Raw genomic sequence first — 26,757 nt, forward strand, 5'->3', positions numbered from 1 at the left:
CTTCACTCATTCGTTCCCTCACTCATTGCTCAGCACAGTTGATACTCAGGCGTTGATACCAGTTCTATTACCAATGCTTTTGTATCATTGGTTTTATTTATGATCTCCGTAACGCTGCTTGTTAGCGCAGGCGCCAGTATCGTTTGCGCAATGGTTGTTTTGCTTGCGCTTTTAGGGATGCTTTTAAAAAATCTGTCCCAATCCACTTCTGCTTGTACTTTTGTGGTTACCGCTTGTTTTTGATTGCGCGTGGTGGCTATAAACGCCTCGTCTTCGGGGTCAACCTTGCCACTAAACTCAATTACGCCGCCGTTTAACACGGTTGACGGGATCTTGATGCGATACATCAGCGATGAGCTGTCTATCCAATTTTTGCCGCCAGGCCAGCCAGCTACGTTTGGCGGATAAAATAGTACCTGGCCTAATGCCCGCTCAAATTGTAAAACCACATCGGGATTTTGATAGGTGATATAAAACTGCCTGTTAAGCCCCACAATGAATTCAACGGGGGCTTTTATCAGGTTGCCGGTATTTTTATCGGCATAAAACCAATCGGCGGTAAAAACAAACTCCAACAGTGGCTTTATCTCATAATTGTTGCTGTAAAACACATCGGCCATTGCGTTTATATGCAAAGCATCCGGCACTTCGTTTACAAAGTATTTGTACAATTTAGTGCAAATGAAACGGGCCGTCTCTTTCTTAGTTAGCAATATGTTGATGATATCCTCGCCGCCGAAATTGCCGGTATTGCCTAAAAAGGTTTTTTGCCCGGTATCGTGCAAAGCAGGCCGGGCAACAAAGCTGCCTTCCTTATTAAAGCCCCAGCCCGTAAAGGCCCTTGCCGATTCTTTTACATCTTGTTCGGTATAATTGCCGCGGCCAATAGTAAAAAGCTCCATCAGCTCGCGCGCGAAATTTTCGTTAGGGTGGTTTTTCTGGTTTTGCTGGTTATTTAAAAACTGTAGCATAGCCGGGGCTTTGGATACCCCCATCAGCAGCGTTTTAAAATTGCCAATAGCATTACTGCGCTGAATATTATTCAGCTGCTGTGCATACCAGGCATTTGGAGTACGGCAAGCAAAATGGTTATGCCAAAATAACGTCATCTTCTCCCTGAGCTGGGCATCGCTGGTACTCATCTTGTTTACCCAATCGATATTGAGGGCTTTTTCCTGCTGCCGCTGCTCCTGTAAAAACATCTTTTTGGTGCCTTCGTTTGCCAGCAGGAAATTCTTATAGCTAATGTTTCCTGCTATAATATTGGCGGGGCTGATATCTTCGGATGCCTTAAACAAACCGGCTACGGCCTCCTTAACAGATAAGTTTTCTGCCTGCTTCAACTCCTCAAAACGAATGCCGAAACTCGCCCGGGCGTATAAATGCCGGATATGCTTTATATTGCTTACCATGTACTTATGACAAGTGGGGGCCGATAGGGTTTAATTTATTTTAATTAAAAAACGTTCGAGCTGTAAAAGTATCAAAAGCGCGTGTTATATTCGTGTGGCCTAATCCTAATTAGCTATATGATCAAAACCTTTACCCTCATTCTGGCTTGTGCAATTACCTTTACTGTTAAAGCGCAAACCACCCCGGCAACCCAACCTTTCGGCAAAATTGATAAAGCCGACCTCGAACTAAAATCATGTGATTTTGAGAAGGACGCAAACGCGATGATCCTTTTCAATAAAGCCGAGGTTTATTATGACCAGCAAGCCAACATTGTATCTAACCGGCACAGGCGCACAAAAATATTTAATACCAACGCAAAAGATGAAGGCAACGTCCGCATAGAATACTATAGCGCAAACCGCATGCAATACATTACCGGTTTGCAGGCCCAAACCATCAACCTGAATAACGGAAATATAGAGATTATAAAAGTTGATAAAAAGCAAATATTTACCGAAGTGGTCGACAAAAACCATTCGGCGCTTGTTTTTTCCTTCCCTAACGTACAGCCCGGCTCGGTACTGGAGTATAAATATACCGTTACCGATCAAAGATTCTGGAACTTTCCGGATTGGTATTTTCAAGGCGATCTGCCTAACCGCTACAGTGAGCTAAAAACTAACATACACGAGTTGCTCTATTTTAAAAACCTCGAAAACAGAGTGCAGCCCTACGCGGTAGATAAAACCGATGGCAGCAACACCAGGACCCGGGCCATTGCCAATATACCGTCTATCCCTGATGAACCTTTTATGACTACAAAGGCTGATAACGCGCAACGGTTACTTTTTCAACTGCTTAGTATAAAAGGAGGATTTTCGCAAAACTTTTCGGATACCTGGGCTAAAGTAGGCGCCGATATGATGGATGATGAGGAGCTCGGGGGCCAACTGGGTAAAAAATTAACCGGCGAAGAAGTTATTATAGCCAAGGCTAAGGCCATGAAAACCGATGACGAAAAGATAGCCTACATATTTGCTGAAGTAAAAAACACCATGAAGTGGAACGAGCGCTATGAAAAGTACGCCGAAGATGGTGTAAGTAAAGCATGGGAAAAGAAAACCGGTTCATCGGGCGAGATGAATATGATGGTTTGCCATTTGCTGAAAAAAGCGGGCGTTAAGGTGTACCCCATGTTAACCAGTACACGAAGCAACGGGAAGGTAAACCCGGGCTATCCAAACAGTTACCAATTCAATAATGTTGTAGCATACATCCCGGTTGATAGCACAAAACAATATGTGCTGGATGCCAGCAATAAATACAATTTATATAACCAGGTGCCCGCTAACCTGCTCAATACTTTCGGGCTGGCAATGAATAAGGATGCCAACAGTTACGAGATGATCTTTCTGCAAAATGAAAACCCAATAAAGCAGTTTGTTTTGGTTAATGCGGAGATAAAACCCGATAGTAAGGTAACCGGTACTGCCAGCCTTGTTAACTATGGCTATAAAAAAGTAAATGCTGTAGAAAAGTATAAAACCGCCGGAGAAAAAAAATATATAGACTATTTAAGGGATGATAACAACAGCCTGAAAATATCAAATATCAAGATGGAAGATATGGATATTGATACGCTGCCGTTGAAACAATCCATGGATTTTAACCTGGATCTTACCGGGTCTGACGATAACTACATTTACTTAAACCCCAATGTGTTGGGTGCCGCCAAAACCAGTCCCTTTTTAAGTACAAACCGCTTTACCGATATCGACTTTGGTTATCGCAATGGTTTTACGCTGGTTGGCAGATATAAAATACCTGCCGGATACAAGGTAGAATCGCTGCCAAAAAGTGCCAGCATGGCTATGCCCGATGCCAGCATAACTTTTAGGCGGATAATTGCAGAACAAGATGGCACGATAGCGGTACGTTACGTGATAGATAGCAAAAAATCGATTTTTTTTAAGGAAGACTATCCCGATTTTCATGAGTTTTATAAGCGCATGTACGAAATGATGAATGAACAGATCGTTTTAAAAAAATCTTAAACATGAAGATCTTTAAACATTTGTTGGCCCTGCTGGTATTGGGGTTTGGCTTTAATGGTTTTGCCATAGCGCAGGATAAAAAGATCCCGGCAGAACTGTATGTTGCTTCCACCATTCCCGATTCGTTAAAGGAAGACGCCAATTCGGTAGTGCGGTATTATATGGAAGAAATGATTGTGAAAGGCCCCGGCAAGGCTACCATGCAGGTGCACTCCATCATCACTATATTGAACGAAAAGGCTAATAACGAAGCAGAGGAAGTACTATCGTACAATAAAAAGTTCAGCTCGGTTGGGTCGTTCGAAATGAAGGTTTACAACGCGGCTGGCGTGATGATAAAGAAGTACAAAAAAAGCGAGATGTACGATCATTCCGCGGTTTCCGGCGAAACAATTGTAAGCGATGACCGCTTGCTCGTTATGTCGCACACGGTGGCATCCTACCCCACAACGGTAGAGTTTATTTATGATGAGGATTATAAAAGCCTGATGGACCTTGGCCAGTGGACCATTCAGCACGACGAGCAATCCGTACAAAATTCATACTACCGGGTATCCATTGCCAATAACGCCGGTTTTAGGTATCTAACTAAAAATACCACCATTAAACCCGTTAAAACCTCGGCAGGCGTTACCGATAGCTACTTGTGGCAGGCATCCAACCTAAAGGCGATCAAATTAGAAGATGGGGCCGAGAGCTGGCAGGTATTACCCGCCATCTCCTTCGCTACAAGTGATTTTGAGTATTACGGCATGCCGGGAAATATCAGCACCTGGCAAAACTTCGGCAAATGGATCCAGGCCCTTTATGCCGACGTAAGCACGCTGAGCCCGGCGCGGGTTGCCGAAATACAAAAAATGACCGAAGGCCTGAAAACAGATAAGGAAAAAGCAAAGTTTTTGTACGAGTATATGCAGCGCAATATGCGTTATGTAAGCATCCAACTGGGTATTGGAGGTTTAAAGCCATTCCCGGCTGCTTTTGTAGATGAAAAAAAGTATGGCGATTGCAAGGCGCTCTCCAACTATATGTACACGCTGCTAAAGGCGGTTAACATACAGTCCTATCATGCCATTATCAAAGGAGGCGAAAATGAGCAACCTGCAGATGTATCTTTCCCCGTAAACCAGTTTAACCACGAGATCCTCTGCATACCATTTAAGGGCGATACCACCTGGCTGGAGTGCACAAGCAGCACCGCCCCTTTTGGCAAGCTGGGCCCTTTTACCGAAAACCGCAACGCCCTGCTCGTTACCGAAGAGGGCGGTAAACTTGTAAATACACCTAAAAGTACAGGCGCCGATCACCAGTTTAAAAGCGAGGTGCATATTGTGCTAAATGCCGATGGCGGTGCCAAAGCAAAACTAAAGCTTTTTAACACCGGTGAATACCGCTCGCAGTACATAGGCATTGCCGCCATGAAACTTGATGACCAGAAGGAATACCTGATCCGTTTGCTCAATATGAAGCAGCCGTCTGCTTTGGAATTGGTACCTGCCGATGATAAGGACGGCGTAAAGGAAGTTGATATAGAGCTTGTCTACGAGAAGTTTTGCGACATAGCCGCGGGGAACAAAAATTTCTACCGCCCGCGGGTGTTCGATCTTTGGCGCCTTACCGTGCCCGTTTTAGAGAAACGCAAAACTGATTTCTATTTTGATCATCCTTTGCAAAAATCCTGCGTTACCACGATAGACCTGCCCGCTGGTTTTGAGGTAGAAACCCTGCCAACTAATCAATCATTAAAATTCAGCTACGGCAATTACGAGGTGAATTATGTTTACGATGCTGCAAAGAACCAGGTGGTAAGCACCGCGAAGTTTAATTTAACCAGCCAGGTAGTGCCCGCGGCCAAGTACAACGAAATGCAGGTTTATATGGATGCCGTAGCCAAGGCGCAAAATAAAAAGCTGGTAATACGCAAGAAGGCATAAATTTGCCGCAATGATTTTCAGGCTTGATGAGCGCATACTATTTCCCGACCCTGCACTTGCCGAAGAGGATGGCCTGCTGGCTGTAGGTGGCGACCTTTCTACCGAACGATTATTGCAAGCTTATGCCAATGGTATATTTCCCTGGTATAGTGAGGATGAACCCATTCTGTGGTTTTCGCCGCACCAGCGCTTTGTGCTTTTCCCCGATAGGTTAAAGATCTCCAAATCTATGCGCAAGGTGCTGAATGCCGGAACGTTTACCGTTACCACTAATAAATGCTTTGCTGATGTGATAGCCGCATGTTCGTCAGCCAGCCGCGAGGGGCAGGACGGTACCTGGATAACCGCCGATATGAAAGCCGCTTACATAAAACTGCACCGGCAGGGGTATGCCCACTCGGTAGAAGTTTGGCAGGGCGGAGAACTGGTTGGCGGCCTCTATGGCATCAAAGCAGGTAATGTGTTCTGCGGCGAAAGCATGTTTAGCCGGGTAAGCAATGCCTCAAAAACAGCGCTCATCTGGTTGTGCCAAACAGGAAAATACAAGCTGATAGACTGCCAGGTTTATACAGAACACCTCGAAAGCATGGGCGCCGCCATGATAAGCCGCGAAGAATATATCAGCATGCTGCATAAATCCATTGCCTAAAGCTTAGTTTTGTAGCGCAGATGGATGAACCTAACAACAAGGAACGTATAATTTTAGGGATAGACCCGGGCACCGCCGTAATGGGTTACGGGCTGGTGCTGGAGAAAGGCCCCAAAATAGAACTGATAAGCCTTGGCGTGGTGAAGATGGAAAAGATAGACGACCACATGCTGAAGCTGCAGCGCATCTTCGAGAAAACAGTGGCGCTTATAGATAATTACAAACCCGACTGCCTGGCCATCGAAGCGCCCTTTTACGGGAAAAACATCCAGGTGATGCTTAAGCTGGGCCGCGCCCAGGGAATGGCCATAGCTGCGGCGCTCTCCCGTAACATCGTAATTACCGAATACGCACCCCGTAAAATAAAACAATCAATCACCGGCAACGGTAACGCTACCAAAGAGCAGGTTGCCGCCATGCTGCAAACCCTGCTGAAGTTTAAAGAAACTCCCGATTTTTTAGATGCAACGGATGGTTTGGCCGTAGCCGTGTGCCACTCCTTTCAGCGCGTACCCATATCGGGCGGTAAAAGCAAAAAATCTTATTCGGGCTGGGATACCTTTGTGAAGGATAATGCCTCACGGGTAAAAAGTTCGTCCAAATAACCCCATTATTATTTATAATTATTCTAAATAATTTGGAACTACAGTCAGCATGGTGTACTTTTGACGCATTATTTATAATTAGTCTTAATAAAATGATGCAATCCCGACCTATCTATTTTAAACTTTTCATAGCCATAGCTCTCATAGCAGCTTTAATAAATCCTCTAAATACATCGGCTCAGCAAGCACGCCGCGGCAGCGTTACAGGCAAAGTGTTAACCTCAAAAGGCGATTTGGCCGAAAACGTATCTGTAGGTTTAATAGGCACGGGCTTTGGTGGCACCACCAACAATGCAGGCGAGTTTTCTTTTAAAGCCGCGGCAGGTACCTATACCTTAATTATTTCTTACGTGGGCGTTCAGCGCATAGAGGTGCCGGTTACCGTTGTGGCAGGCCAAACAACTACCGTTCCGCAAATAACTATCAATGCCAGCCTTTCGCAATTGAGCGAGGTGAACGTTATTGCAAACCGCGCTAACCGTTTTACCCGTAAAATAAGCGTGGATGCTGCAAAGATCCCGCTGGCCAACTTAGAGAATGCACAAAGCTACAGCACCATCACCAGCGAATTGCTTAAAGAGCAGCAGGTTTACAACGTAGAGGATGCTTTGCGTAATGTATCGGGCATACAAAAAATGTGGGATGCTACCAACCGCGCAGGCGATGGCGGCGGCTACTTTACCTTACGTGGCTTTGTTACCCAAACCCGTTTGCGCAACGGTATTGCCGGTTTGGTAACCAGCGGTATAGATGCCATTAACATCGAAAAACTGGAAGTAATAAAGGGCCCTTCTGCTACTTTATTTGGCAGTGTAGTATCTTCATACGGCGGTTTAATAAACAGGGTAACTAAAAAACCTTACGAAAGCTTTGGCTTAGAAATTGGCCACACGGTAGGTAACTATGATCTTAGCCGTACCTCTATTGATTTGAACACGCCGCTCGGCTCAAACGTTTCTTTCCGTTTAAATACCGCTTATAATTACGAAGGCAGCTTTCAAAACTATGGTAAAAGCCGCTCTTTTGCTGCTATGCCAAGCCTGGCCATTAAAGCAAACGATAAATTATCTTTCTTATTAGAGGCAGAAGTGTATGCCGGCCGTAACTCTGCCAAACCTTTCTTCTTCTTTTATAATACCCCGAAGGATATGGGCATAACCGATGTTAGTCAGCTCAATATCGATTACAAGAACGCATACTCAAACGATAACATCACATCTTACTCCCGCAGCTCAAACTACTATGCGGAAGCTAAGTACAAGTTCTCTGATAAGCTTACGTCACAAACTGTTTTTTCAAATACCCACAGTTTTTCTAACGGCCCAAGCCCTTATTATTACCTAATTACAGATGAAACAGCTGTTGCGCTTGATCCGTCTAAACCAAATTTGCCGGGTAACAATAACTACATTTTCCGTAACGACCAGTCTACCGCCGACAGTAAATTCGCGGCTACCGAGATCCAGGAAAATATCAACGGCGACTTTAACATTGGCGGTATGCGCCACCGTTTTGTGGTTGGTTTAGATTTCCAGCGCCAAAACTCACGCCAGATCTATTACGGCAACCAATACGGTATAGCGCCGATTAACGACCCGTCGTTTGATTACGGCGCGTTTAACAAACAATTGGTTGATGCTACTGTAGCGGCTAACCCGCTTACCAATGCAAATACCTATCCCTACATCTACCGTACTAATACTTACAGTGCCTACGCATCAGATGTTATCAATCTAACCGAAACCTTGATCGCTTCGATAGGTGCCCGTGTAGATAACTACCAAAATAAAGGTTCTTACCTGCTGGATGGTACGCAATCATCAAAGCCGTTTAATCAAACAGCATTTTCGCCAAAATTCGGCCTGATATTTCAGCCGGTTAAAGACCAGGTATCGTTGTTTGCCAACTACCAAAACGGTTTCTCTAACCCGGGTTTATTCACCAACGCTAGCAACGAATCCGTAATAGCAAAGCTGCAAAACGCCAACCAGGCAGAAGGTGGTGTTAAACTTTCTTTGTTTGACGGTAAATTGAACAGTACGCTGAGCTACTACCGCATAAAGGTTACCAACACCCTACGTTCTATAGCGGGCTTACCGTACTTTGCCCAGGTGCAGGATGGTACCCAGGTGAGCAAAGGCTTCGAGGCTGAAGTAATTGCTAATCCTATCCTCTCTGTGAACATCGTAGCCGGTTTTGCTTACAACGATTCTAAGTACACAGGCGGCGACGCTTCTATCATCGGCTACCGTCCAAATACGGCAGGTTCGCCTTACATGGCTAACTTTTACGTGAGCTACCGCCTGCCCGAGAGCGCCATTAAAGGTTTGGGTATCGGTTTCGGTGGCAATTATGTAAGCAAAAACAAGATCATCAACAGCGCTGCAGAAGGTACTTTCTCGTTGCCTGCCTACACTATCCTCAACAGCAACCTGTTTTACGATAAAGCAAAATACCGCTTTGGCTTAGCCGTAAATAACCTGGCCAACAAACGTTACTATACAGGTTATACCACTATTAACCCACAGCGTTTACGCCAGGTGGTTTTAAGCGCCAATTACAAATTTTAAAGCATGACAAAATTCAAAAAGGTCATACTTTTTTGCCACCGCTGGCTCGGATTCATCTCCGGGCTTGTGGTGTTTATAGTGAGTATCACCGGCTGTGTCTTTTGCTTTCAGGATGAGATTCAAGATGCCATGCACAGCTACCGCACCGTGCAAAACACAGGGAAGCCTTATGTACAGCCATCGCAGCTGGTGGCAACAGTAAAAAAGGCATTCCCCATGGCAAGCCCCGATTACATTTATTATTTCGGTACCGAAAGGCCTGCCGGGGTATTGGCTAATACGGGTAAAGACGGCTTTGAGTACGTTTTCCTGAACCCGTACACCGGTAAGATTACTTATCACGAAAAACCGCAGACCAACTTCTTTATTATTGTAGAATATATTCACCTGTACCTGCTGCTGCCGCCGGCTATTGGCAAGTGGGTGGTGGGCGTATCGGTTATCATTTTTATGGTGATCATGGTCACGGGACTCATCCTCTGGTGGCCAAAACGTAAAAGCGACCGCAAACGTAGCTTTACCATTAAATGGGGCGGCCGCTGGCGCAGGGTTAATTACGATCTGCATAACGTGCTGGGCTTTTATGCTACTTCTATCGCCATCATCTTATCCATCACTGGCCTGGCCATAGCCTTCGAACCGGTGAGCAAGGCCATCTACAACACCGCCAACCTGGGTAAAGATATAACCTATCAGCAGGAAGTAACCGAGCCTAAGTCCGATTCGCTAAAACGCTCGGGCCTGGCCAAACAGCCGGTAATAGACCAGGCCTTTGCCTATGCACGGAAACAGGCCCCGCAAGCCGAAATGTTCCTCATCCACAACGACCCCGCAGTTTCGGGTGCTATTGGCGTTGGCGCTTATGCCAAATCGATGCATTATTCGCATGCTACAGGTTTCGAGTTTGATAAATACAATGGCAAATTGCTGAAGAGCTATATTTACGATAAAAAGAGCCCCGGCTTAAAACTGATAGAGATGAACTATGATATCCACGTAGGGCAGATCTTCGGGTTTACGACAAAAATCATCGCGTTTTTGGCCAGTTTAATTTGCGCCAGTTTGCCGGTTACCGGATTCATTATTTGGTTGGGAAAACGCAAAAAAAACAAGCCGAAAAAGGAACGATTGGTGACCCACCGGAGGGCGCAAAAACACCAACTGCATCAGATTTAGCCAAAATTATTTGCTAAAATCTCCGTGGATCTGCTAATTTTTCGGTTTTTTAGGGCAGTTTTACTGCCCTTTTTGCGTTAATTTCTGCTCGGTTTTTGGCTTTTGGAAAACACGGAACAAAAATCTTAATTCAGGGAAAAGTGATCTCCACCCCATCGGTGATGGCGTGGCCGGTGCAGGTGAGGATACGGCCATCGGTAAGGTCGGCATCGGTGAGCACCTCGTTTTTTGTCATCTCCACTTTGCCATATTTGCAATTGGCAATGCAGGCCGAGCAAATGCCATGGCGGCAACTGTACGGCAGCGGGATATTGTTTTGCAAAGCCGCTTGCAGGATGGATTGATTCTCTCCAACCTGAATATCGTGCCATTCGCCGCCAAAGTTGATGCGGATATTTTGCGGCGGGTATGTTTTAAGCGTGCCCGTAACCGGTACGGTCTCCAGCACAAAGTTTTCCTTATGGATCTGCCTGGCTTCTATCCCCATATACAAAAGGGTTAGGCTGATCATCCGCATGTAAGCAAACGGACCGCAAAGGTAGAATTCGGCCCTTGCGGCGCTGAACTGCAGTTGCTGCTTTACCAACTGCTCAACCTTATAATTATTCAGCCGGTTGGCCTCGCTGCTGAGCAGGTTGGTGATATTTAACCTATCGGGGTATTTCGTAACAAGCTCATTCAGTTCGTTATAAAACAAAATGGAGTGCTGATCGCGATTGCTGTAGAGTAGGTGTAATTTGCTCTTGCCCTGCCTGTTGAGAATGTATTTGAGATGCGACAGTACAGGTGTAATACCACTCCCGGCGGCGAAATAGACAAGATCTTTTTCTGCTCCGTAATTGCCAACTGTGAATACACCCGCCGGATTAACTGCCGTAAGGACATCGCCCACTTTTATTTTGCTGAGCAAAAAGCGGGAGATCTCCCCGTGGTTACAACCAGCTTGCCAAACTGCGCCGATGCGCCCATTTTAGCAAATGCTTTCTTTGCATCTACCAGCGGGAAAACCTCATCTATCACCGGCACTATCTTATGCTCGTCTACAAAGGCAAGCATAGCTTTAAACTCTTCCTGCGTGCCCATGGTAGTACCCAGTACCTGCAATTGCTTCCAGAAGATGGGGCGGGCATTCATTTCGGGGATATTACCGGCGGTACCTCCAAAGAATACAATACGCCCTCCCGGGTTACACAGGTCGGGGATCTTATTAAAATCAGGACCAAGGGCGCTGTCCACCACAATATCAAAGCCACCACCCGAAAAATGCTTCAATTCTTCGGCCCAGTCCTGCGCTTTGTAGTTTACGCCGGCTGCGGCACCTAACTGTTTGGCCCGCTGGATTTTCTCGCCACTGCCCGATGTTACAAACACCTGCGCACCGGCGGCAACCGCCCATTGCAGCAGGAATGTGCCTGTACCCGCGCCAACGCCTACTATCAACACCTTATCGCCTTTTTTAAGATGGGCTTTGGTGAATAGCGCCCGGTAAGCTGTCAAACCCGCTAAAGGTATCGCTGCCGCCTGCTCAAATGTTAAGTGGGCTGGTTTGGGGTAGAGGTATTCGGCTTTTACCTTTACGTATTCGGCTAAAGTACCATCCTCTGGCAGCCCCAGTATTTTAAATTCTTTAGATTGAAATTCCGGGTGTTCGCCCCAGTTGTGTGATGGATTGATGATCACCGGCTTATTCAGCCATTCCTCTGCGCCGTCACCGGCTTCAGCTACAATACCTGCACCATCGGCACCCAAAATGGTTGGATATTTTAACCCGGCGTATTTGCCAATGGTGATCCAGTAGTCGCGGCGGTTTAGCGCTGCTGCTTTTATCTGCACCAGCACTTCGCCCGGCCCGGCGGTTGGCTTTTCCAAATCTTTGTATGCGATGGGGTTTTCTGCGGATTCGAGGACGATGGCTTTCATAGGGTGTTAAACAATCGTCATTGCGAGGAGGTACGACGAAGCAATCCTCGGTAAGCAAAGCGGATTTGCAGAGCCGCTTTGCTTACCGATGGTTGCCGCGCTTCGCTCGCAATGACGTGGTGGTTAATGCCGCGTTCATCAACGACGCGGCGGTTTCATATTAAATAAAAGAGCGGCACAATTGTTTCTAATGCTGCCGCTCAATATTATCAAGCCCTCCCCTTCAGGGGAGGGTTGGGTGGGGTTTAAGCTATCGCTTTGGTGTATAACTCAGACACATGCGCCCAGTTAATTACATTCCAAATTGCCGCCAAATAATCAGGGCGGCGGTTTTGGTATTTTAAGTAATAAGCGTGCTCCCAAACATCGATACCCAAAACTGGTGTGCCTTTTACTTCGGCAATGTCCATTAATGGGTTATCCTGGTTAGGGGTTGAGGTTACCGCCAGTTTTTTATCGGCAGTAACAATTAACCATGCCCAGCCCGAACCAAAACGGGTTGCACCGGCTTCCTGTACTTTTGTTTTAAAATCGGCAAATGAACCGAAAGTACTGGTGATAGCTGCTGCTAATGCACCTGTTGGCTCGCCGCCGCCGCTTGGCGATAATAGTGTCCAGAACAGGCTGTGGTTGTAGTGGCCGCCACCGTTGTTACGTACAGCAGGCGCGAACTTGGAGATATTTTTAATGATGTCTTCAATTTTAGCATCAGCCTCTGGTTTACCTTCCAAAGCTTTGTTTAAGTTGGTAACATAAGCCTGGTGGTGCTTGCCATGGTGAATTTCCATAGTAGCTTTATCAATATGCGGTTCCAGTGCATCGGTAGCGTAAGATAACGCCGGTAGTGTAAATGCCATAATATTCAGTTTTTAAGTTTTACAAGTTGTGATGAGCAAATATAAGCTTGGAATTGGCTTTTTGTTCTAAATGAATGTCATTTATTGGTAGTTCATAGGTGATGGTTCATAGTTCATGGCCAATGGTACATGGTAGCAGCCGTTAAGTCTATCAACCATCAACATCAATATTTTCTGCAATAATCCATTAACTATTACCCATGAACCAAAAAACTATCTCTTCCTTTTAAAAAAATCCTTCACCAGCTGCGCGCATTCATTTTCGAAGATGCCTCCGGTGATCACCGTTTTAGGGTGGGTGATGGTTTGGTTGAGCCTGCCGAAACCGCGTTTAGCATCGTATGCCCCAAAAACAACTCTCCCCACCTGGAACCAATAAGATGCACCGGCGCACATTACACAAGGCTCTAACGTAACGTACAGCGTACATTCGGGCAGGTATTTGCCGCCCATATAGTTTGTTGCTGCGGTTAACGCCTGCATTTCGGCATGGGCCGATACATCGTTCAGCCGCTCGGTAAGGTTATGGCCGCGACCAATGATCTGCCCTTTGCACACCACCACCGCGCCAATGGGGATCTCATCCTCCTTTAGGGCTAAACGCGCCTCTTTCAGGGCTTCGTTCATAAAAAACTCGTCGGGCGATATGGCTGGCTCGTCGCCAAAAGTAAAATATTTCATTTATACCAGTTTACTGCCGTTAGGCACGGGTTTATCTATAGCGGCCAAAACAATATCACCGTTATCATCGGCAAAGCCGGTAACCAAAAATTCCGACATGAATTTGCCGATCTGCTTCTTTGGAAAATTCACTACCCCCATGATCTGCCTGCCCGGCAATTCCTCTTTGGTGTAATGTTTGGTGATCTGTGCGCTTGATTGTTTGATGCCCAGCGGCCCAAAATCAACCTTAAGCTTATACGCCGGTTTGCGTGCTTCCGGGAAATCAAATACCTCGAGGATAGTACCTGCACGCAATTCTACCTTTTCAAAATCGTTCCAGTTGATGGTCTCCATAAGTGACACGAATTTCACGAATTAAGGCGAATTAATGGGTACGAATTTCACGAATTAGGCGAATTTCACGAATACGTGTGGCTCGCATGCAAGGTAGTCGCCAAGCAACTAACCTCTAATCTCCAACCTCTAACCTCTAATTAATGATCTTCCCAGCCAGATCTACCTTCCTTGAAAACGGGTTCAGGTACTTGTTGGCCAGCACCACAAACTCGCGGCGTGTAACCGGGCGGCGGGTATCAAAGGCCACGGTAAAGTTGTACTTGGTTTTCCAGTTGGCACGCATGATGCGCTCGAGTGTTTCCGGGTCGGTAAGCGACATTTCGCTGATGTAGGATAACAGGTTACCCACCGTAAAATTATCACCCGGCTGGGTTTTGTTAAACCACAAGAACGAGCGTGCAAAGGTCTCGTTGAGATAGGGTTTCACCTCGTCGGTATACACCGTTGTATCGGGCTTAAAAAGCATTTGGGCAGTTGTTCCGTTAACCGAGCGGAAACCGTTGAGCATACCGGTTGCACCAACTTGCTGTACCGCGCGATAGGCGGGGTCGGATTTTGGGATATCGTTAAAAGGCATGATGGCACCACCGTAGATCAGTATCTCATCCTGTATATGGCGGACATCCAGTTCACGGGTGGTTTTGCCATAGAACGCGCACCATGCTGCCGAAGCGCCAACGCCCTGCCCAAGCGCCATTTGCACAGCCGGGTTGGTAATGCTGCCATTAACCAAATGCGTTACCGACATGGCCTTCTCTGTTACAAACAAATTAACGGCATCTTTAACAACAATGCTACCCAGTGGGACAGAATAGGGCGGAAACGGCGGGTACTTTATTTTTGGCGCGCCGGGGATAATGTAATGCTGGCCGGGTATGGCATCGCCAATACCGATGGCTGTACGGTACAACCTCGACCCGCGGGTATAGGGTGTATAAATATCATCCAGTACCATCCGCACTTCGCCATAAGCGCGCTTGTTCTCGCGTACGTAAGGTATCAGCGGCAGTTTATCTTTGGTGGGGAATTCATCGGCAAGGCCTATGTTTTTGTAACCCAATTCGGTTTGCAGGTAGTAGATAAGCCCCAGGGTATGCAGCCGCGCTTTGCGAAAGGTTTCGGCGCGGTTTTCGGGCGAGAGATCGTCTGACGTTACAGAATACTGGTTGGCGCAATCGTTCCAGTTCATCATGTATTTATCATTGATGAGTGCGCCGGCCTTCAGCATTTTTTTTATATCGATCCGCTTAAGGCAGGCATATTGGCCGGGCTCGTAATTGTCAGGCCGGGCAATGGTTTTGTCCGCCGTTCGGCCATAATCTTTCAGTATCGCCACCCAGCTAATATCCTGGATCTGGTTGGTGGGGTCATTGGGTGCCTGGGCCTCCCCGGTTTCTTTTTTGCTATCGAAACCGGTATTAAATATAGCGCCGGCCTTAGTGGCCACGTCGGCATATTCGGTTGCATCAACCACAGCCTTGGCTTTTATCACATCCGTTTTGCCGTTCACGGTGATGCTCACCTCCCAGCCGGTGCCGTCTTTTTTGATAGTTGTAAAAGGGGTATTCAGTTTTACAGTGAGGTTTTTTACCGTGTCTGTTAGTTTTTTAAGGATGGATGCACCAACCGAAGGCTCGAAGTTAAGTACGGCGTTAAAGGTAGTATCGTAGCCCAGCCTTACTTTGTAAAAGTTTTTAATGCGCTCTCTAAACTCGCCGTAAAAACCGTTGGGCAGATTGCGGTTAGCTTCTAAAATACAAACGCCGCCCGCCGTCATGGCGCCACCGAGCCAGGGTCCCTGCTCTATCAGCATCGTTTTTACGTTACTGCGGGCGCTTTGTATGGCTGCTGCAACTCCGCTTGCGCCGCCGCCAACTACCAGTACATCGGTTTTAATGGTATCGGCATAAGCTGCCGCGGAAAGGAGTACGAACAGTAGCGTTAATAATTTTTTTATCATCAGTTTACAAAACAAGTACAAAACGCTAATTTAGGGCAAATCCTTATGGATACATCAAAATATATTCGCCAGATAAACTAAGAGCCATGACAGACGAGCAGATGCGTTACCCTATCGGGAATTTTGTTGCCCCGGTATCCTACATCATTGAAGATAAACGTAAATGGATAAGCGAACTGCGTAACCTGCCCGGCAAAGTTAGGAACGCTATTATGCCGCTAACCGATCAGCAGCTCGACACCCAATACCGCACCGGCGGCTGGACCTTAAGGCAGGTGGTGCACCACCTGGCCGATAGCCACATGAATTTGCTGCTGCGTTTTAAGCTGGCACTTACCGAAGATAACCCCACCATAAAACCATACGAAGAAGCCGACTGGGCACTGCTGCCGGACTACCGCTTACCCGTAGAACCATCTCTTAGGATGCTGGAGGGGATTCACATCCACATAGTTGCCCTCTTAGAAAGCTTCACCGAAGACCAATGGGATAAAACTTTTTACCACCCCGGGTCGGGCGATACGGTTACCTTGAAAAAAGCGCTGGCCTTGTACGCCTGGCATGGCAGGCACCATTTGGCGCATTTAACAGAAACGATAAAGAAGTTTTAGGGCGTTCCCGCTTATCAGCGGGCCAGGCTTTCTGCTCATACGCGCACAAGGCGTTAGGCTCAGGGCCGGTATCCGCGCCAATCCTTAACGCAGCAAAATTTTAAAAACATAGCAATGGGTTTTAAACTGCTCGAAACCCTTATAATTCGCTTCTTATCGCTCGCATATTTGACTCACCCCGGGTACGCTGTCGCTGCCCGACCCTCTCTTTCTGTGAAAAAGAGGGTGAGGAAAAATAAATAGCCCCAATTTCTCCCCTTCTTTGCGCAGCAGAGAGGGGGCGGGGGGTGAGTTAACTCGCGATGCGGACACGGTCGCCATGTTTCGACCACTCAATTTTCCAACCCATCGCTATGATAGAGAACCTACATATCCATCCTCTTATCCATCTTATGTTTCCCGCCCATCTTCATCAACGCCGGTGTTACCCTTAAATAAACCTGGAAGCCAATTGGTGTGCTGCCGTACAAAGACTTGAGCGCCGCTGGAGAGAAATTTGCCGTAGCCTGCAGGCCGGCGGTTAAGTTGGTTTGCTTAAAATTGGCGAATATGCGGTTATACCCCAGTGTGAATGCGTTGATGTTGAAGCGCGGGTCGGTAGGGTATTGGGCTTCCAGATCCAGTTCGTGGGCATCTTTTTGTACATATTCGTACCTGCCATACAAAGCATTTTTGCTGAACTGGTAGGCGTGTTCCAGCAGAATAGCGGGTTCGTTTGCGCCGCTGCTGTTATGGTGATTCTGCCCGAATACCAGCGTAGTTGCCACATAACTGTCGTCGCCCAGCATTTTGGTATGAATGGCCGAGGCTGTGAAGCGCCGGATATTTTCCAGGGGTTCGGCTTCCTCGGGGCTTTTCAGCCAGCCGTTAGAAACCTGCAGTGCCCATTCTTTTGATGGATTAACAGATAGCCGAACGGAGTACGAATCGAATTTCGCTTTATCAAAATCATAACGGTGCTCGTCCGGCTCGCGCCCCGTAAATACTGATCCCTCCAGCTTTACATTTTTATAACGAACACCCAGGGTAGCCGTACCAAAGGTGATATGTGTGGCATCGGCATAGTGGTGACTCAACGGAGCATCCGGGTTGTTCATAGCTGACAGGCGGTGCATAAACACAGGCGGGCCCAATGCAGGTTCGCCGGGATAGCCAACGGAGAGCGATACGTCGGTGTTTTTTGCAACCCGTTGCGTGTAGGTAATGCTCAGTTCCGCAAAAAGATCATGCGGGTGCTGGCGGTCTACCAGTTTATTGCCCTTGTACGATTCGCCCGTTTGGTAAAGCAGCGGGTAACCGCCGGCACCAACGGTAAAGGGATCGAGCGAAAACATGGTGTTGATGGCAAACAGCCCGTTTTTGCCAACCTTACGTTGCGCCATATACATCAGCCAGTTTGGCGCATCAAACTGTTTGTCGCCACGACTGCCTTGGTTAAACACGTCCTGCTTGTTGTAGCGTAAAAACACGCTGCCGTGTACCATGTGCATCCATTTTTTACCATGGATCATATACATATACATCGGTGTTTCATCCGGCACCCAGGAGGTACCCGAGCCGTCGCGGTTCATGGGCAGGTCGAGTGAGAACTGGCTGGTCATCACACCCATTTTGTGCGTGGTATCATGTTGCATGTTTTTCATCATGGCGGCATGATCATGTTTCATGGGTTTTTTGGCGGCGGTATCTTTTTGCATATGCTGCATATGGCCTATATCCTGGGCATGTGTTGCCAGCGCCGCAAAAAGCATTGCTATTATTAAAATATATTTTTTCATGGTAGAAACTCTTTTATAAGGCGCGATACTTCGCGCCTTAATTATTATAAATTGAAGAAGTTATACTCGAAGCGAACCAGGTACATGTTCTTGCTGAAACGCTCCATCGAATTAAAAAGAGGAGCACGGTAGGAAAAGTCCAGCCGGCAAACGCTGTTGAAAATGAATTGCACAGCAGGGGCCACATCCAGGTAGCTTTGTGCATAACCGGGGTTGCTTTTGCCAAGCAGTTCGGCGTATACGTTTACGTTAACCTGGTTGTAATTGCTGTAACGCTTTGGCAGCAGCAGGTAACCGGCAGACAGGCTGTAAGCCACTGCATTTTTCGCACCCATGATGGGCGGGGCGGTTCCGCTGTTATCAAATGCCCGCAGATAACTTGCCGAACCCGATAAGGCCAGCTTATGGATAAGCTTGGTGAAGATAACGCCGCCCTGCAAGCCACTGTTATCGCCCTCCAAAGCAATTTCCTGCGTATTGAATGGGTTGCTGCTGATAGATGCCTTGCCAAACACCGCCCCACGAAAGTGCGCTTGAACGGTATCAACGGATAAAAACCGGTACTTGGCGTAAACGCTGCCGCCTTCAAGGTGCTGGCTTTGCCGGTAAAAATCGGATACGTAGGCCGAGCCGTGCACCATCAGTTTGCCGGTGGCACCATACATCATTTCCAGCGTGCTGCGGTTTTTAAACTCCGGCGAAGTGAAGCCCTGGTTCTCTAAACGGATGCCTAAGGAGTGGGCCGCCATATTGCTGGCCGGTTCGGTATTTACGTATAATTCCTGGCCAAATGCGGTGCACGCAAATGCCATAAGGCAAAACGCCAATAAAATAGCTTTCATAAATAATGAATTTTTAGAAAGCCCCTTAAATTGCTACGTGATAAGTTTTGCCTGATGCCGCAGGCGCCTCCGGGGTTTTGCCCAGGTACTTTTTAGATACCGAATTTGGCGCGAAGCCCTTATCTACAATGGTTAAAGATACCTCGCCGCTTAGCGGTTTATCGGCATTTAACAGTTTGTAGGTATCGCCGCCGTAAGTAAAGGCATTTTCAGCAACGGTGGTATTGGCGAAATTGTAGGTGGTTTTAAAGTAGTTCACAAAAAAACCAGCGCTTTTTATTTTCTTGCTGATCTGCTCAAAATCTACCGGTACGCCTTCTTTAAAGGTGATATTGTAGATGTTGCGGATCAGGTCGGGTTTAATTTCGCTTACAAAGGGTAATGCTTTGATCGCTTTCTCGGTAGATTTTGCACAAAGGGAGCAAGTGAGGCCGCTAACCTGCAGTTCGGCTTTGGTAAATTGGGCTTTTGCAACGGTTACGGTTGCTATAAAAAGGATGATATATATTTTTAACGTTTTCATGTGTTTTAAAAATTGAATTTTGAATGGATAACTTTAATAATACGGTGATTAAATAGAGGTTATCAAATTCTGAAAATACAATTTTTAAGGAAAACGGCGATCCCCTCAGATGGAACATCCGGCGGGCCGCGGTCGAAAAGTTTTTCTAATACAGATTGTTGCGCTGATAACAGGAAATCAGCCAGCGGGAATTTCGGCAACTCAAAGGCAAATAATCGGGAGAAAAACGAGGTGGACTCTTTCTGATGATCATCTTTCACCTTTACATCCAGCTTGCTATCCTTGCAGCAATTCATTTTGCTTTTTGCCATGGGAGTTGTGCAGGATTTTGCCGGGGCATTTATCTGTACATCTGCAACATGGCTGCCGCAGTAATGCAGGTTCAGCGCAAAGCCGGCTACTGTAACGGTGTACAGTAACGCTAATAGCAATGCTCCCTGCTTTTTTATCATATTACAAAAGTAGTGTTTAACTAACTGATTACAAATACAAATTTTTGCAAATAAGTATTGAAATTTTCAAATCTATATCCGTTCTTTGTATTTAGATTAAATCTAAATAGACGATGAAAAAACTGATCCTATCCCTAACTATTTGCTTAATTACTTTAGCTGCGTTTTCGCAAACCAAACTCGAGCAAGACAGGCAAGCCATTAAATCGTTGGCAGGCTATTACAAAGTAACCTTCAATTATGCCGAAACCTTCGCAACAGATACCGCTTATAAATTCCATCCCCGTTACCATTCGTGGGGTTACGAATGGGCTGTTGTGGTAGAAGATTCTCCAAAGAAAATTGTAATTCAGCACTTGCTGGCTGTTGACGATACCACAGTTATTAAACACTGGCGCGAAGACTGGGTTTACGAGCAGCCCTCTATTTTGGCTTACGATAAAGATAACGCCTGGAAAAAGGTTGCCCTTTCGCCAGCCGAAACAAAAGGCAGATGGGTGCAGAAAGTATTGCAGGTTGATGATAGTCCTCGTTACGAAAGCATCGGCACCTGGGTGCATGTGGATGGGCGCCACCAGTGGTATGGTGAAACCGATTCGCCGCTGCCACGCAGAGAGTATACCAAACGTAACGACTATAATGTACTGCGCCGCGGTAACCGTATCTACTTAACACCTGAGGGCTGGATGTTTGAGCAGGACAATAAGAAAATAGTGCGCTCGGCCGAAGGCGATAAACTGGTTGCCCAGGAAAAAGGCTATGAGGAGTTCACCAAAGCAGATGAAAGCAAATTTGCTTACGCCAAAACCTGGTGGGCCAGCCAGCAAGCTTACTGGACGGATGTTCGCGCGGTATGGGATAACGTTTTCGCTAAGAACAGCTCCATTAAACTGGCAGACAAAAAAGACGGTAAACGACTGTACCAACGGTTATTCGACCTTGGCGATCAATCTGTAAAAGAAAAATGGAGCTCTGCCAAAAACAAGGAAGAAGCTAATAAAATTATCGCGGTATATATTGGCGCATAATTTCCAAAAGTATTTAAAGCAGAAAAGCCTCCAAAATGGAGGCTTTTCTGCTTTAATATGAGTTCATCTTTGCAAGCGAAGCGCGGCAATCCTCTATAGGACAGTCCGATAAGCAAGACAGAATCTCCTGTCGAGGGTTGCTATTTGGCAGCCACCTTCAGTGTAGCTGTTACCTTACCGCATTCCAGCATATCCTCACCGTAGTACGGGTTGCGGATCTCGGTAGATTCGCTTAACCAATAGGCCTTTTTCATGGGGCAATATTGTTGGTAAAGCGGCGAATTGTTTGCATTTAAGCCGGATAACAGGGCGAACATATTTTTAGACAGGCTTTGGAAATGCTCGCGCTGGTGATCAATAACAGTGGTCTCGCTGATATGGCGGCTATCGTATTTTAACTTATTTAGGTAAGCAGCATATGTTTTTTGTTGCTTTGGCTGCAATGTTTTTACCGGGAAAGCGGTTAAGGCCCCAAGCAATTCCTTCGAGCGGCTTTTTGTTAATTCGGCATTGCTGCTTACTAAAGCATCTTTTACACCAATGTATGATGCCGTTAGTTTATCAACGCTGTTTATCTGCTGTGCATTAGTGCTTACGATGCTCAGCGCGAGGATGATGGTTAAAAAAAGTGTTTTCATATATTGATTAGTTACTTGCTTTTATATTCCCTGATGATTTCTTTACAACCCGCTTCGATCAGTTTAAATGCCGGGGCGAATTGCATGTCGTCATAGTAAGGGTCGGGCACTATTTTATCGCCCAGTAGCATCTTAACTTTATTTCTATCCTGGTTATTGCGTGCCTTGGCTAAAATGTCGTTCAGGTTACTTTTATCCATCACCAATATCAGGTCGAACTCGTCAAAATCGCTCACGCGGAATAAACGGCATACCTGCCTGCTGATATCTACGCCTTCATCCGCAGCGGCACGGATGGAGCGCCTGTCGGGCGGGGAGCCGACATGCCAGTTGCCCGTACCTGCCGAATCTATTTCCCAATCCAAGCCTTCCTTATCAGCCAGGTGCTGCATTATCCCCTCCGCCAGCGGCGAACGGCAAATATTGCCCAGGCATACCATTAGTATCTTCATTTTTAGAGGTTAAAGCTAAAAGGTAAAAGCTAAAAGGTAAAAGCTAAAAGGTAAAAGGATAAAGGTTAGGAGTTGTTCGGCTTTTACCTTGGTCCTTTTGCCTTTCACCTCATTATCCAAATATCTCATTCAAAACCCCGGCCAGCCTTACACCACCTTTTAGCATTTGGCTGTTCAAGGTATCAATAAATTTAAAATTGTAGTTGTAGCCGCTTACTTTATCCTTGCCTGCAGCGTCAGCATAAATTTTGTCTGCCAACTGGTTCGATTCGAACAGCCACTGGCTTATTGGTGCCTTTTGCAAGGCTGTACGCTGGGCTGCCGTAGTATGATTAATGGCGGCAGCATATTCGGTATAGCTTAATTGCTGCATATCTATCAGTTGCGAATCCCAGATAGAGTGCAGGTTGGTAGGCACCGGGTTATTGTTCCAGGTGATCTTAACGTCGTTACCGCCTTTATCTGTTAGGTGGCCGGTATGCATCGGCTGGTGCACATCCTCTACCACATGTATCAGTACGCGCAGGTAAAGCAGTTTGCTCGCCTTTGGCAGTTTTTTGTTTTTTAGCTGGCCAATTAAAAAATTTATTTTGGTGTAAGCATCGGTAGCTGTATCTGCCTTTAAATAAGCCTGCATTTCGGGGTACGTAAGTGTTTTATCAAAATTGATAAAATGCCAGTTGTACAGATAGCCGTAGGCCGGGTCGGATTTAATAAAATCGGCCCAGTTACTGGCCATGGCTATCGATTCATCGCCAAGGATAGCTTTGATAGCTGCCCGTGCTTTGGCATTGAGGTAGCTATCGGCTATCTGGCCAACAATGCGGTGCCCGTTGGTGCCCCATGCCATAGATTGCGTTGGGAAGTAAAATAAGGCTGCTGCTATTAGCAGCTTTTTGAATAAGTTTTTCATATTATAATGGTTTGGGGATGCAGGTACTTCGTTTAATTAAGCGCGCATCGAACGGGATAACGCTTGATGTTGGAAAAAATTGAATAACAGAATCGGCTTTTTTTACGAGTTTAAAGGTCTCCTCGTACTTGCCTGATCGAAAACAGCCGCCCTCTACCTTGTAGGTAAGATCGGCATTAGTAAACAGGCCTTTTAAACGCAGGGTATCGTGTTTTTGGTCGTAAACGCCTTTGGCATATTCGCTCCATTGCCCGTTTTGCACGCAGCTATCCGGGTAGCCGCCGTTGGCTTTGCTGAAGGACTTTACGCTCACGAAGAACGAATCGCAACTGAACTTAAAATGGTAAAGCGAATAGTTAACCAGCTTTTTTTGCAAAGCCGCGGTATCCTGCTGCCATTCGCCCTGCAAAGCAGCTTCGCCGGATCCTTGCATATCGGGATTAAAGCGGCAGCTTGACGCCAGTATAAAGACGAAGGACAAAAGATAAAGGATGTGGCTTTTCCGCATAAAACATTAAAAAGCCCCTCTCCATTGGAGAGGGGTTGGGGTGAGGCTTACTATTTTAATCCGCCTATCATATCTTCGGGGCGTACCCATTGGTCGAATTGCTCGTTGGTAAGGTAACCCAGACCAACGGCGGTTTCGCGAAGTGATTTGTTTTCCTTCAGCGCGGTTTTGGCAATTTTTGCCGCTGCATCGTAACCGATGTGCGGGTTAAGCGCGGTTACCAGCATCAGCGAATTTTCGAGGTGTTTTTTTATGCCTTCGTAATTTGGCTCGATGCCAACGGCGCAGTGGTCGTTAAACGATACGCAGGCATCGCCAATTAAGCGGGCCGACTGTAAAAAGTTAGCCGCCATAACCGGTTTAAATACATTCAATTCATAATGCCCGTTGCTGCCGCCTATAGAGATGGCAACATCATTACCCATTACCTGTGCCGCTACCATGGTAACTGCCTCGTTTTGGGTTGGGTTAACCTTGCCCGGCATAATAGACGAACCCGGTTCGTTATCCGGGATATGGATCTCGCCGATACCCGAGCGTGGGCCCGATGCCAGCATGCGGATATCGTTTGCTATTTTCATTAACGATACCGCGATCTGTTTTAAGGCACCGTGGCTTTCTACAATAGCATCGTGTGCGGCCAGCGCTTCAAACTTATTTTCGGCAGTGATGAATGGCAGGTTGGTGAACTGGGCAATGTATTCGGCAACTTTTACATCATAACCCTTTGGGGTGTTGATGCCCGTGCCTACCGCGGTACCGCCAAGGGCCAGTTCGCTCAGGTGCTCAAAGGTGTTTCTCAAAGCCTTCAGGCCATGGTTCAACTGCGATACATAGCCCGAAAACTCCTGGCCCAAAGTAAGCGGGGTGGCATCCATCAGGTGGGTGCGGCCTATCTTTACAACGGCTTTAAAAGCTTCGCTTTTTGCCTGCAGGGTATCGCGCAGTTTTTCTATCCCGGGGATAGTAACGTCTATCAATATCTTGTAAGCAGCAATATGCATTGCCGTAGGGTAGGTATCGTTTGATGATTGCGACTTGTTTACATCATCATTTGGGTGGATAAAGGTTTTGCCTTCGCCTAAAACATTGCCCTGTAACACGTGGCTGCGGTTAGCTACCACCTCGTTCACGTTCATGTTGGATTGCGTGCCCGAACCTGTTTGCCAGATCACCAGCGGGAACTCGCCATCCAGTTTGCCAGCTAAGATCTCATCGCAAACGGCGGCTATCATGTCGCGTTTTTCGGCAGGGAGTACACCGCAATCGGTATTGGTGTAGGCGGCAGCTTTCTTTAAATAAGCAAAGGCCTCTATTATTTCCTTCGGCATGGATGCCTCGGGGCCAATTTTAAAATTGTTACGGCTGCGTTCGGTTTGCGCGCCCCAGTATTTATCGGCCGGTACCTGTACCGCGCCCATGGTATCATATTCGGTTCTGAAACTCATATCGATATATATGTTTTGCGGGGCAAATTTAGGGTTTTAAATGGAGTATGCCGAAGAGATGAAGTAATCTTTTTGGTACAGGGGAGGGGTGAGTTAATCTCTGATTTTGCTTGTATAAGAAATCCGCCCGTTAAAGGTCGGTTCGCGTTCGTTTATTATTAAACCCAGTATCAATAGCGCGAAACAACTGATGGCCGCGTATTTACAAAAAGTTATACCGTGCAGAATATAAAGCTGATGCGCATCTAATCCAAACGATGCTTCTTTACCTGCTTGCTGAAAATCCTGCACTTCATACTTGTAACTTACCATGCTATTAACATAGCCATATGCAAACAACAGCGTCAGGATAGCAAGTGCTACCAATGAAATTGAAATCGCCCTTTCGCTTATGCGTATCCTCATTATAAAAATTTAGGTTTATGCGTAGCCATCCAACTTTGCAGCGCGCTTAGTTTATCGGGGTTGTTTTTCAACCATTTCACACTTTCCGGCTTAGCGCGTTGGCTAATGTAACGGGCAAAGGCGGGCATGTTATCCGTTGATGCCAGCGCTTTAAAATAAGTAGCCGATGATTGCCAAAACGCATATTTTTCAACAGGGATATCACCAATTGAATTGAAGATCGCTTTAAGTTGAGCTGCCATCAGATCAGCCGGCGTAGCATATTTTCGGTTCGCCAAACCTGCAAGTGCCTTTGTTAATATTTTATTACCGGGGTCTGCGGAACTGACTAAACGTGATGCACGATAACCCGGCTCGGGTTTTAAAACACCGCCCTCCAAAATATTCTGTAAGTTGCCATAAGCTTCGGCGCTACGGGTAGTAGCGGGCTCCAGCATTAAGAAGCGGCAAAAGCCAAAGGTTGCTTCGGCCCGCTTATTTTGATGGAAGGCGGATAGCGCGTACATTCGGGTACTGCCGGCATCGCTGCTATCCAGCGCCATGGCATTGGCAAATGTATATTCGGCCTCGCCATATTGCTTCGCTTTAAAATAGGCAATCCCCAAATTGTAATAGATGCGCTGGTTGCCTGGGTCGGCCTTAATAGCGTTTTGATAAGCGGCAACCGCGTTCGGCAATTGCCCCGTCCCCTGGTAAATGCTACCCATCAGGCTGTAAGCCGCCGCCGTAAATTTGGCGTTGGTGCCCGTGGTTGCTTTCTCTATAAATGGCAGGGCTTCCGTGTTTTTACCGGCAGAAAAAAGCGTGAACGCCATCTGGTAGTTAGCCTGTACGTTTTCTGGCTCAAGGGTCAAAGCCGCTTTGTAGCTGTCAGCTGCTTCCGTGTATTTCTTTTGATTGTTTAACTCTACGCCTTGTTTGATGAGGCCGGCCACGCTATTATCGCTTTGGGCCAGCGCATCAAAGCCGGGGCCCAAAGCACAAATAAAAAGGATGATCTTAAAGTAAAACCGCATGTT

General features: G+C 46.7%; 26 protein-coding genes. 8 read left to right on the top strand and 18 right to left on the bottom strand.

The window, feature by feature from the left end:
- Positions 1–29: 29 nt before the first annotated feature.
- Positions 30–1,412, bottom strand: coding sequence for a DUF1800 domain-containing protein (locus IDJ77_RS12730; protein ID WP_191189345.1), 1,383 nt, complete (start codon positions 1,410–1,412; stop codon positions 30–32).
- A 117-nt stretch (positions 1,413–1,529) separates the two neighbouring features.
- Here IDJ77_RS12730 and IDJ77_RS12735 point away from each other — a divergent pair, with 117 nt between their 5' ends.
- From IDJ77_RS12735 to IDJ77_RS12760, 6 genes are all read left to right on the top strand, one after another.
- Positions 1,530–3,449, top strand: a complete 1,920-nt coding sequence (locus IDJ77_RS12735; RefSeq protein WP_191189346.1) for a DUF3857 domain-containing protein — start codon at positions 1,530–1,532, stop codon at positions 3,447–3,449.
- 2 nt (positions 3,450–3,451) lie between these two features.
- Positions 3,452–5,383 (top strand): DUF3857 domain-containing protein, encoded by a 1,932-nt coding sequence (locus IDJ77_RS12740; protein WP_191189347.1) that lies wholly within the window; start codon positions 3,452–3,454, stop codon positions 5,381–5,383.
- Between the two features lie 10 nt (positions 5,384–5,393).
- Positions 5,394–6,032 (top strand): leucyl/phenylalanyl-tRNA--protein transferase, encoded by a 639-nt coding sequence (aat, locus tag IDJ77_RS12745; protein WP_191189348.1) that lies wholly within the window; start codon positions 5,394–5,396, stop codon positions 6,030–6,032.
- A 20-nt stretch (positions 6,033–6,052) separates the two neighbouring features.
- Complete coding sequence (gene ruvC, locus IDJ77_RS12750; protein WP_191189349.1) at positions 6,053–6,637, top strand: crossover junction endodeoxyribonuclease RuvC; 585 nt, start codon at positions 6,053–6,055, stop codon at positions 6,635–6,637.
- A gap of 92 nt (positions 6,638–6,729) precedes the next feature.
- Positions 6,730–9,207: a TonB-dependent receptor gene (locus tag IDJ77_RS12755; protein ID WP_224751083.1), complete on the top strand. Its 2,478-nt coding sequence runs from the start codon at positions 6,730–6,732 to the stop codon at positions 9,205–9,207.
- 3 nt (positions 9,208–9,210) lie between these two features.
- Positions 9,211–10,383: a PepSY-associated TM helix domain-containing protein gene (locus tag IDJ77_RS12760; protein WP_191189350.1), complete on the top strand. Its 1,173-nt coding sequence runs from the start codon at positions 9,211–9,213 to the stop codon at positions 10,381–10,383.
- Between the two features lie 130 nt (positions 10,384–10,513).
- Here IDJ77_RS12760 and IDJ77_RS12765 read toward each other — a convergent pair whose 3' ends face one another.
- The 6 genes from IDJ77_RS12765 to IDJ77_RS12790 form a co-directional block, all read right to left on the bottom strand.
- Positions 10,514–11,293, bottom strand: coding sequence for a flavin reductase family protein (locus IDJ77_RS12765; protein ID WP_191189351.1), 780 nt, complete (start codon positions 11,291–11,293; stop codon positions 10,514–10,516).
- Positions 11,278–12,303 carry a zinc-binding dehydrogenase gene (locus IDJ77_RS12770; protein WP_191189352.1) on the bottom strand — a complete coding sequence of 342 codons (1,026 nt, stop codon included), beginning with the start codon at positions 12,301–12,303 and terminating at the stop codon, positions 11,278–11,280. Before IDJ77_RS12770 ends, IDJ77_RS12765 begins: the two co-directional genes overlap by 16 nt.
- A 245-nt stretch (positions 12,304–12,548) precedes the next feature.
- The gene (locus IDJ77_RS12775; protein ID WP_128532990.1) at positions 12,549–13,160 is read right to left on the bottom strand and encodes a superoxide dismutase; all 612 of its coding nucleotides are present in this window, start codon (positions 13,158–13,160) and stop codon (positions 12,549–12,551) included.
- Positions 13,161–13,373: 213 nt separating this feature from the next.
- Positions 13,374–13,841 (bottom strand): nucleoside deaminase, encoded by a 468-nt coding sequence (locus IDJ77_RS12780; RefSeq protein ID WP_191189353.1) that lies wholly within the window; start codon positions 13,839–13,841, stop codon positions 13,374–13,376.
- The gene (locus IDJ77_RS12785) at positions 13,842–14,177 is read right to left on the bottom strand and encodes a tRNA-binding protein (RefSeq protein ID WP_191189354.1); all 336 of its coding nucleotides are present in this window, start codon (positions 14,175–14,177) and stop codon (positions 13,842–13,844) included.
- A 136-nt stretch (positions 14,178–14,313) separates the two neighbouring features.
- Complete coding sequence (locus IDJ77_RS12790; protein ID WP_191189355.1) at positions 14,314–16,140, bottom strand: FAD-dependent oxidoreductase; 1,827 nt, start codon at positions 16,138–16,140, stop codon at positions 14,314–14,316.
- An 86-nt stretch (positions 16,141–16,226) separates the two neighbouring features.
- Here IDJ77_RS12790 and IDJ77_RS12795 point away from each other — a divergent pair, with 86 nt between their 5' ends.
- On the top strand, positions 16,227–16,751 hold the full coding sequence (locus IDJ77_RS12795) for a YfiT family bacillithiol transferase (RefSeq protein WP_191189356.1): 525 nt from the start codon (positions 16,227–16,229) through the stop codon (positions 16,749–16,751).
- 365 nt (positions 16,752–17,116) lie between these two features.
- On the opposite strand, the gene IDJ77_RS12800 is transcribed toward IDJ77_RS12795, so the two are convergent.
- The 4 genes from IDJ77_RS12800 to IDJ77_RS12815 form a co-directional block, all read right to left on the bottom strand.
- Complete coding sequence (locus tag IDJ77_RS12800) at positions 17,117–18,529, bottom strand: hypothetical protein (protein WP_191189357.1); 1,413 nt, start codon at positions 18,527–18,529, stop codon at positions 17,117–17,119.
- A 44-nt stretch (positions 18,530–18,573) separates the two neighbouring features.
- Positions 18,574–19,371, bottom strand: coding sequence for a hypothetical protein (locus tag IDJ77_RS12805; RefSeq protein WP_191189358.1), 798 nt, complete (start codon positions 19,369–19,371; stop codon positions 18,574–18,576).
- A gap of 25 nt (positions 19,372–19,396) precedes the next feature.
- Positions 19,397–19,894, bottom strand: a complete 498-nt coding sequence (locus IDJ77_RS12810; RefSeq protein WP_191189359.1) for a heavy-metal-associated domain-containing protein — start codon at positions 19,892–19,894, stop codon at positions 19,397–19,399.
- Between the two features lie 62 nt (positions 19,895–19,956).
- Positions 19,957–20,346: an HYC_CC_PP family protein gene (locus IDJ77_RS12815; RefSeq protein ID WP_191189360.1), complete on the bottom strand. Its 390-nt coding sequence runs from the start codon at positions 20,344–20,346 to the stop codon at positions 19,957–19,959.
- A 113-nt stretch (positions 20,347–20,459) separates the two neighbouring features.
- Between IDJ77_RS12815 and IDJ77_RS12820 the strand changes: the two genes are divergently transcribed.
- Positions 20,460–21,374 (top strand): DUF6607 family protein, encoded by a 915-nt coding sequence (locus IDJ77_RS12820; protein ID WP_191189361.1) that lies wholly within the window; start codon positions 20,460–20,462, stop codon positions 21,372–21,374.
- A 140-nt stretch (positions 21,375–21,514) separates the two neighbouring features.
- On the opposite strand, the gene IDJ77_RS12825 is transcribed toward IDJ77_RS12820, so the two are convergent.
- From IDJ77_RS12825 to IDJ77_RS12855, 7 genes are all read right to left on the bottom strand, one after another.
- Entirely contained in the window at positions 21,515–22,012 is a 498-nt protein-coding gene (locus tag IDJ77_RS12825) for a DUF3347 domain-containing protein (protein WP_191189362.1), read from the bottom strand.
- A gap of 11 nt (positions 22,013–22,023) precedes the next feature.
- Positions 22,024–22,464 carry a low molecular weight protein-tyrosine-phosphatase gene (locus IDJ77_RS12830; RefSeq protein ID WP_191189363.1) on the bottom strand — a complete coding sequence of 147 codons (441 nt, stop codon included), beginning with the start codon at positions 22,462–22,464 and terminating at the stop codon, positions 22,024–22,026.
- 112 nt (positions 22,465–22,576) lie between these two features.
- A complete protein-coding gene (locus IDJ77_RS12835) occupies positions 22,577–23,377 on the bottom strand; it encodes a S1/P1 nuclease (RefSeq protein WP_191189364.1) in 801 nt (266 codons plus the stop codon).
- 1 nt (position 23,378) lies between these two features.
- Positions 23,379–23,810 (bottom strand): fumarate hydratase, encoded by a 432-nt coding sequence (locus tag IDJ77_RS12840; RefSeq protein ID WP_191189365.1) that lies wholly within the window; start codon positions 23,808–23,810, stop codon positions 23,379–23,381.
- A gap of 125 nt (positions 23,811–23,935) precedes the next feature.
- A complete protein-coding gene (gene fumC, locus IDJ77_RS12845) occupies positions 23,936–25,333 on the bottom strand; it encodes a class II fumarate hydratase (RefSeq protein ID WP_191189366.1) in 1,398 nt (465 codons plus the stop codon).
- Positions 25,334–25,426: 93 nt separating this feature from the next.
- On the bottom strand, positions 25,427–25,738 hold the full coding sequence (locus tag IDJ77_RS12850; RefSeq protein ID WP_191189367.1) for a hypothetical protein: 312 nt from the start codon (positions 25,736–25,738) through the stop codon (positions 25,427–25,429).
- Positions 25,738–26,754, bottom strand: a complete 1,017-nt coding sequence (locus IDJ77_RS12855; protein ID WP_191189368.1) for a tetratricopeptide repeat protein — start codon at positions 26,752–26,754, stop codon at positions 25,738–25,740. Before IDJ77_RS12855 ends, IDJ77_RS12850 begins: the two co-directional genes overlap by 1 nt.
- Positions 26,755–26,757: the final 3 nt, after the last annotated feature.

Source organism: Mucilaginibacter pankratovii (genome assembly GCF_014773265.1).
Classification (GTDB): Bacteria; Bacteroidota; Bacteroidia; order Sphingobacteriales; family Sphingobacteriaceae; genus Mucilaginibacter; species Mucilaginibacter pankratovii.

Coding starts and splice junctions, on each gene's coding strand:
- IDJ77_RS12730 (WP_191189345.1), bottom strand. CDS start 1,412: ATGGTAAGCAATATAAAGCATATCCGGCATTTATACGCCCGGGCGAGT.
- IDJ77_RS12735 (WP_191189346.1), top strand. CDS start 1,530: ATGATCAAAACCTTTACCCTCATTCTGGCTTGTGCAATTACCTTTACT.
- IDJ77_RS12740 (WP_191189347.1), top strand. CDS start 3,452: ATGAAGATCTTTAAACATTTGTTGGCCCTGCTGGTATTGGGGTTTGGC.
- aat (WP_191189348.1), top strand. CDS start 5,394: ATGATTTTCAGGCTTGATGAGCGCATACTATTTCCCGACCCTGCACTT.
- ruvC (WP_191189349.1), top strand. CDS start 6,053: ATGGATGAACCTAACAACAAGGAACGTATAATTTTAGGGATAGACCCG.
- IDJ77_RS12755 (WP_224751083.1), top strand. CDS start 6,730: ATGATGCAATCCCGACCTATCTATTTTAAACTTTTCATAGCCATAGCT.
- IDJ77_RS12760 (WP_191189350.1), top strand. CDS start 9,211: ATGACAAAATTCAAAAAGGTCATACTTTTTTGCCACCGCTGGCTCGGA.
- IDJ77_RS12770 (WP_191189352.1), bottom strand. CDS start 12,303: ATGAAAGCCATCGTCCTCGAATCCGCAGAAAACCCCATCGCATACAAA.
- IDJ77_RS12775 (WP_128532990.1), bottom strand. CDS start 13,160: ATGGCATTTACACTACCGGCGTTATCTTACGCTACCGATGCACTGGAA.
- IDJ77_RS12780 (WP_191189353.1), bottom strand. CDS start 13,841: ATGAAATATTTTACTTTTGGCGACGAGCCAGCCATATCGCCCGACGAG.
- IDJ77_RS12785 (WP_191189354.1), bottom strand. CDS start 14,177: ATGGAGACCATCAACTGGAACGATTTTGAAAAGGTAGAATTGCGTGCA.
- IDJ77_RS12790 (WP_191189355.1), bottom strand. CDS start 16,140: ATGATAAAAAAATTATTAACGCTACTGTTCGTACTCCTTTCCGCGGCA.
- IDJ77_RS12795 (WP_191189356.1), top strand. CDS start 16,227: ATGACAGACGAGCAGATGCGTTACCCTATCGGGAATTTTGTTGCCCCG.
- IDJ77_RS12800 (WP_191189357.1), bottom strand. CDS start 18,529: ATGAAAAAATATATTTTAATAATAGCAATGCTTTTTGCGGCGCTGGCA.
- IDJ77_RS12805 (WP_191189358.1), bottom strand. CDS start 19,371: ATGAAAGCTATTTTATTGGCGTTTTGCCTTATGGCATTTGCGTGCACC.
- IDJ77_RS12810 (WP_191189359.1), bottom strand. CDS start 19,894: ATGAAAACGTTAAAAATATATATCATCCTTTTTATAGCAACCGTAACC.
- IDJ77_RS12815 (WP_191189360.1), bottom strand. CDS start 20,346: ATGATAAAAAAGCAGGGAGCATTGCTATTAGCGTTACTGTACACCGTT.
- IDJ77_RS12820 (WP_191189361.1), top strand. CDS start 20,460: ATGAAAAAACTGATCCTATCCCTAACTATTTGCTTAATTACTTTAGCT.
- IDJ77_RS12825 (WP_191189362.1), bottom strand. CDS start 22,012: ATGAAAACACTTTTTTTAACCATCATCCTCGCGCTGAGCATCGTAAGC.
- IDJ77_RS12830 (WP_191189363.1), bottom strand. CDS start 22,464: ATGAAGATACTAATGGTATGCCTGGGCAATATTTGCCGTTCGCCGCTG.
- IDJ77_RS12835 (WP_191189364.1), bottom strand. CDS start 23,377: ATGAAAAACTTATTCAAAAAGCTGCTAATAGCAGCAGCCTTATTTTAC.
- IDJ77_RS12840 (WP_191189365.1), bottom strand. CDS start 23,810: ATGCAAGGATCCGGCGAAGCTGCTTTGCAGGGCGAATGGCAGCAGGAT.
- fumC (WP_191189366.1), bottom strand. CDS start 25,333: ATGAGTTTCAGAACCGAATATGATACCATGGGCGCGGTACAGGTACCG.
- IDJ77_RS12850 (WP_191189367.1), bottom strand. CDS start 25,738: ATGAGGATACGCATAAGCGAAAGGGCGATTTCAATTTCATTGGTAGCA.
- IDJ77_RS12855 (WP_191189368.1), bottom strand. CDS start 26,754: ATGCGGTTTTACTTTAAGATCATCCTTTTTATTTGTGCTTTGGGCCCC.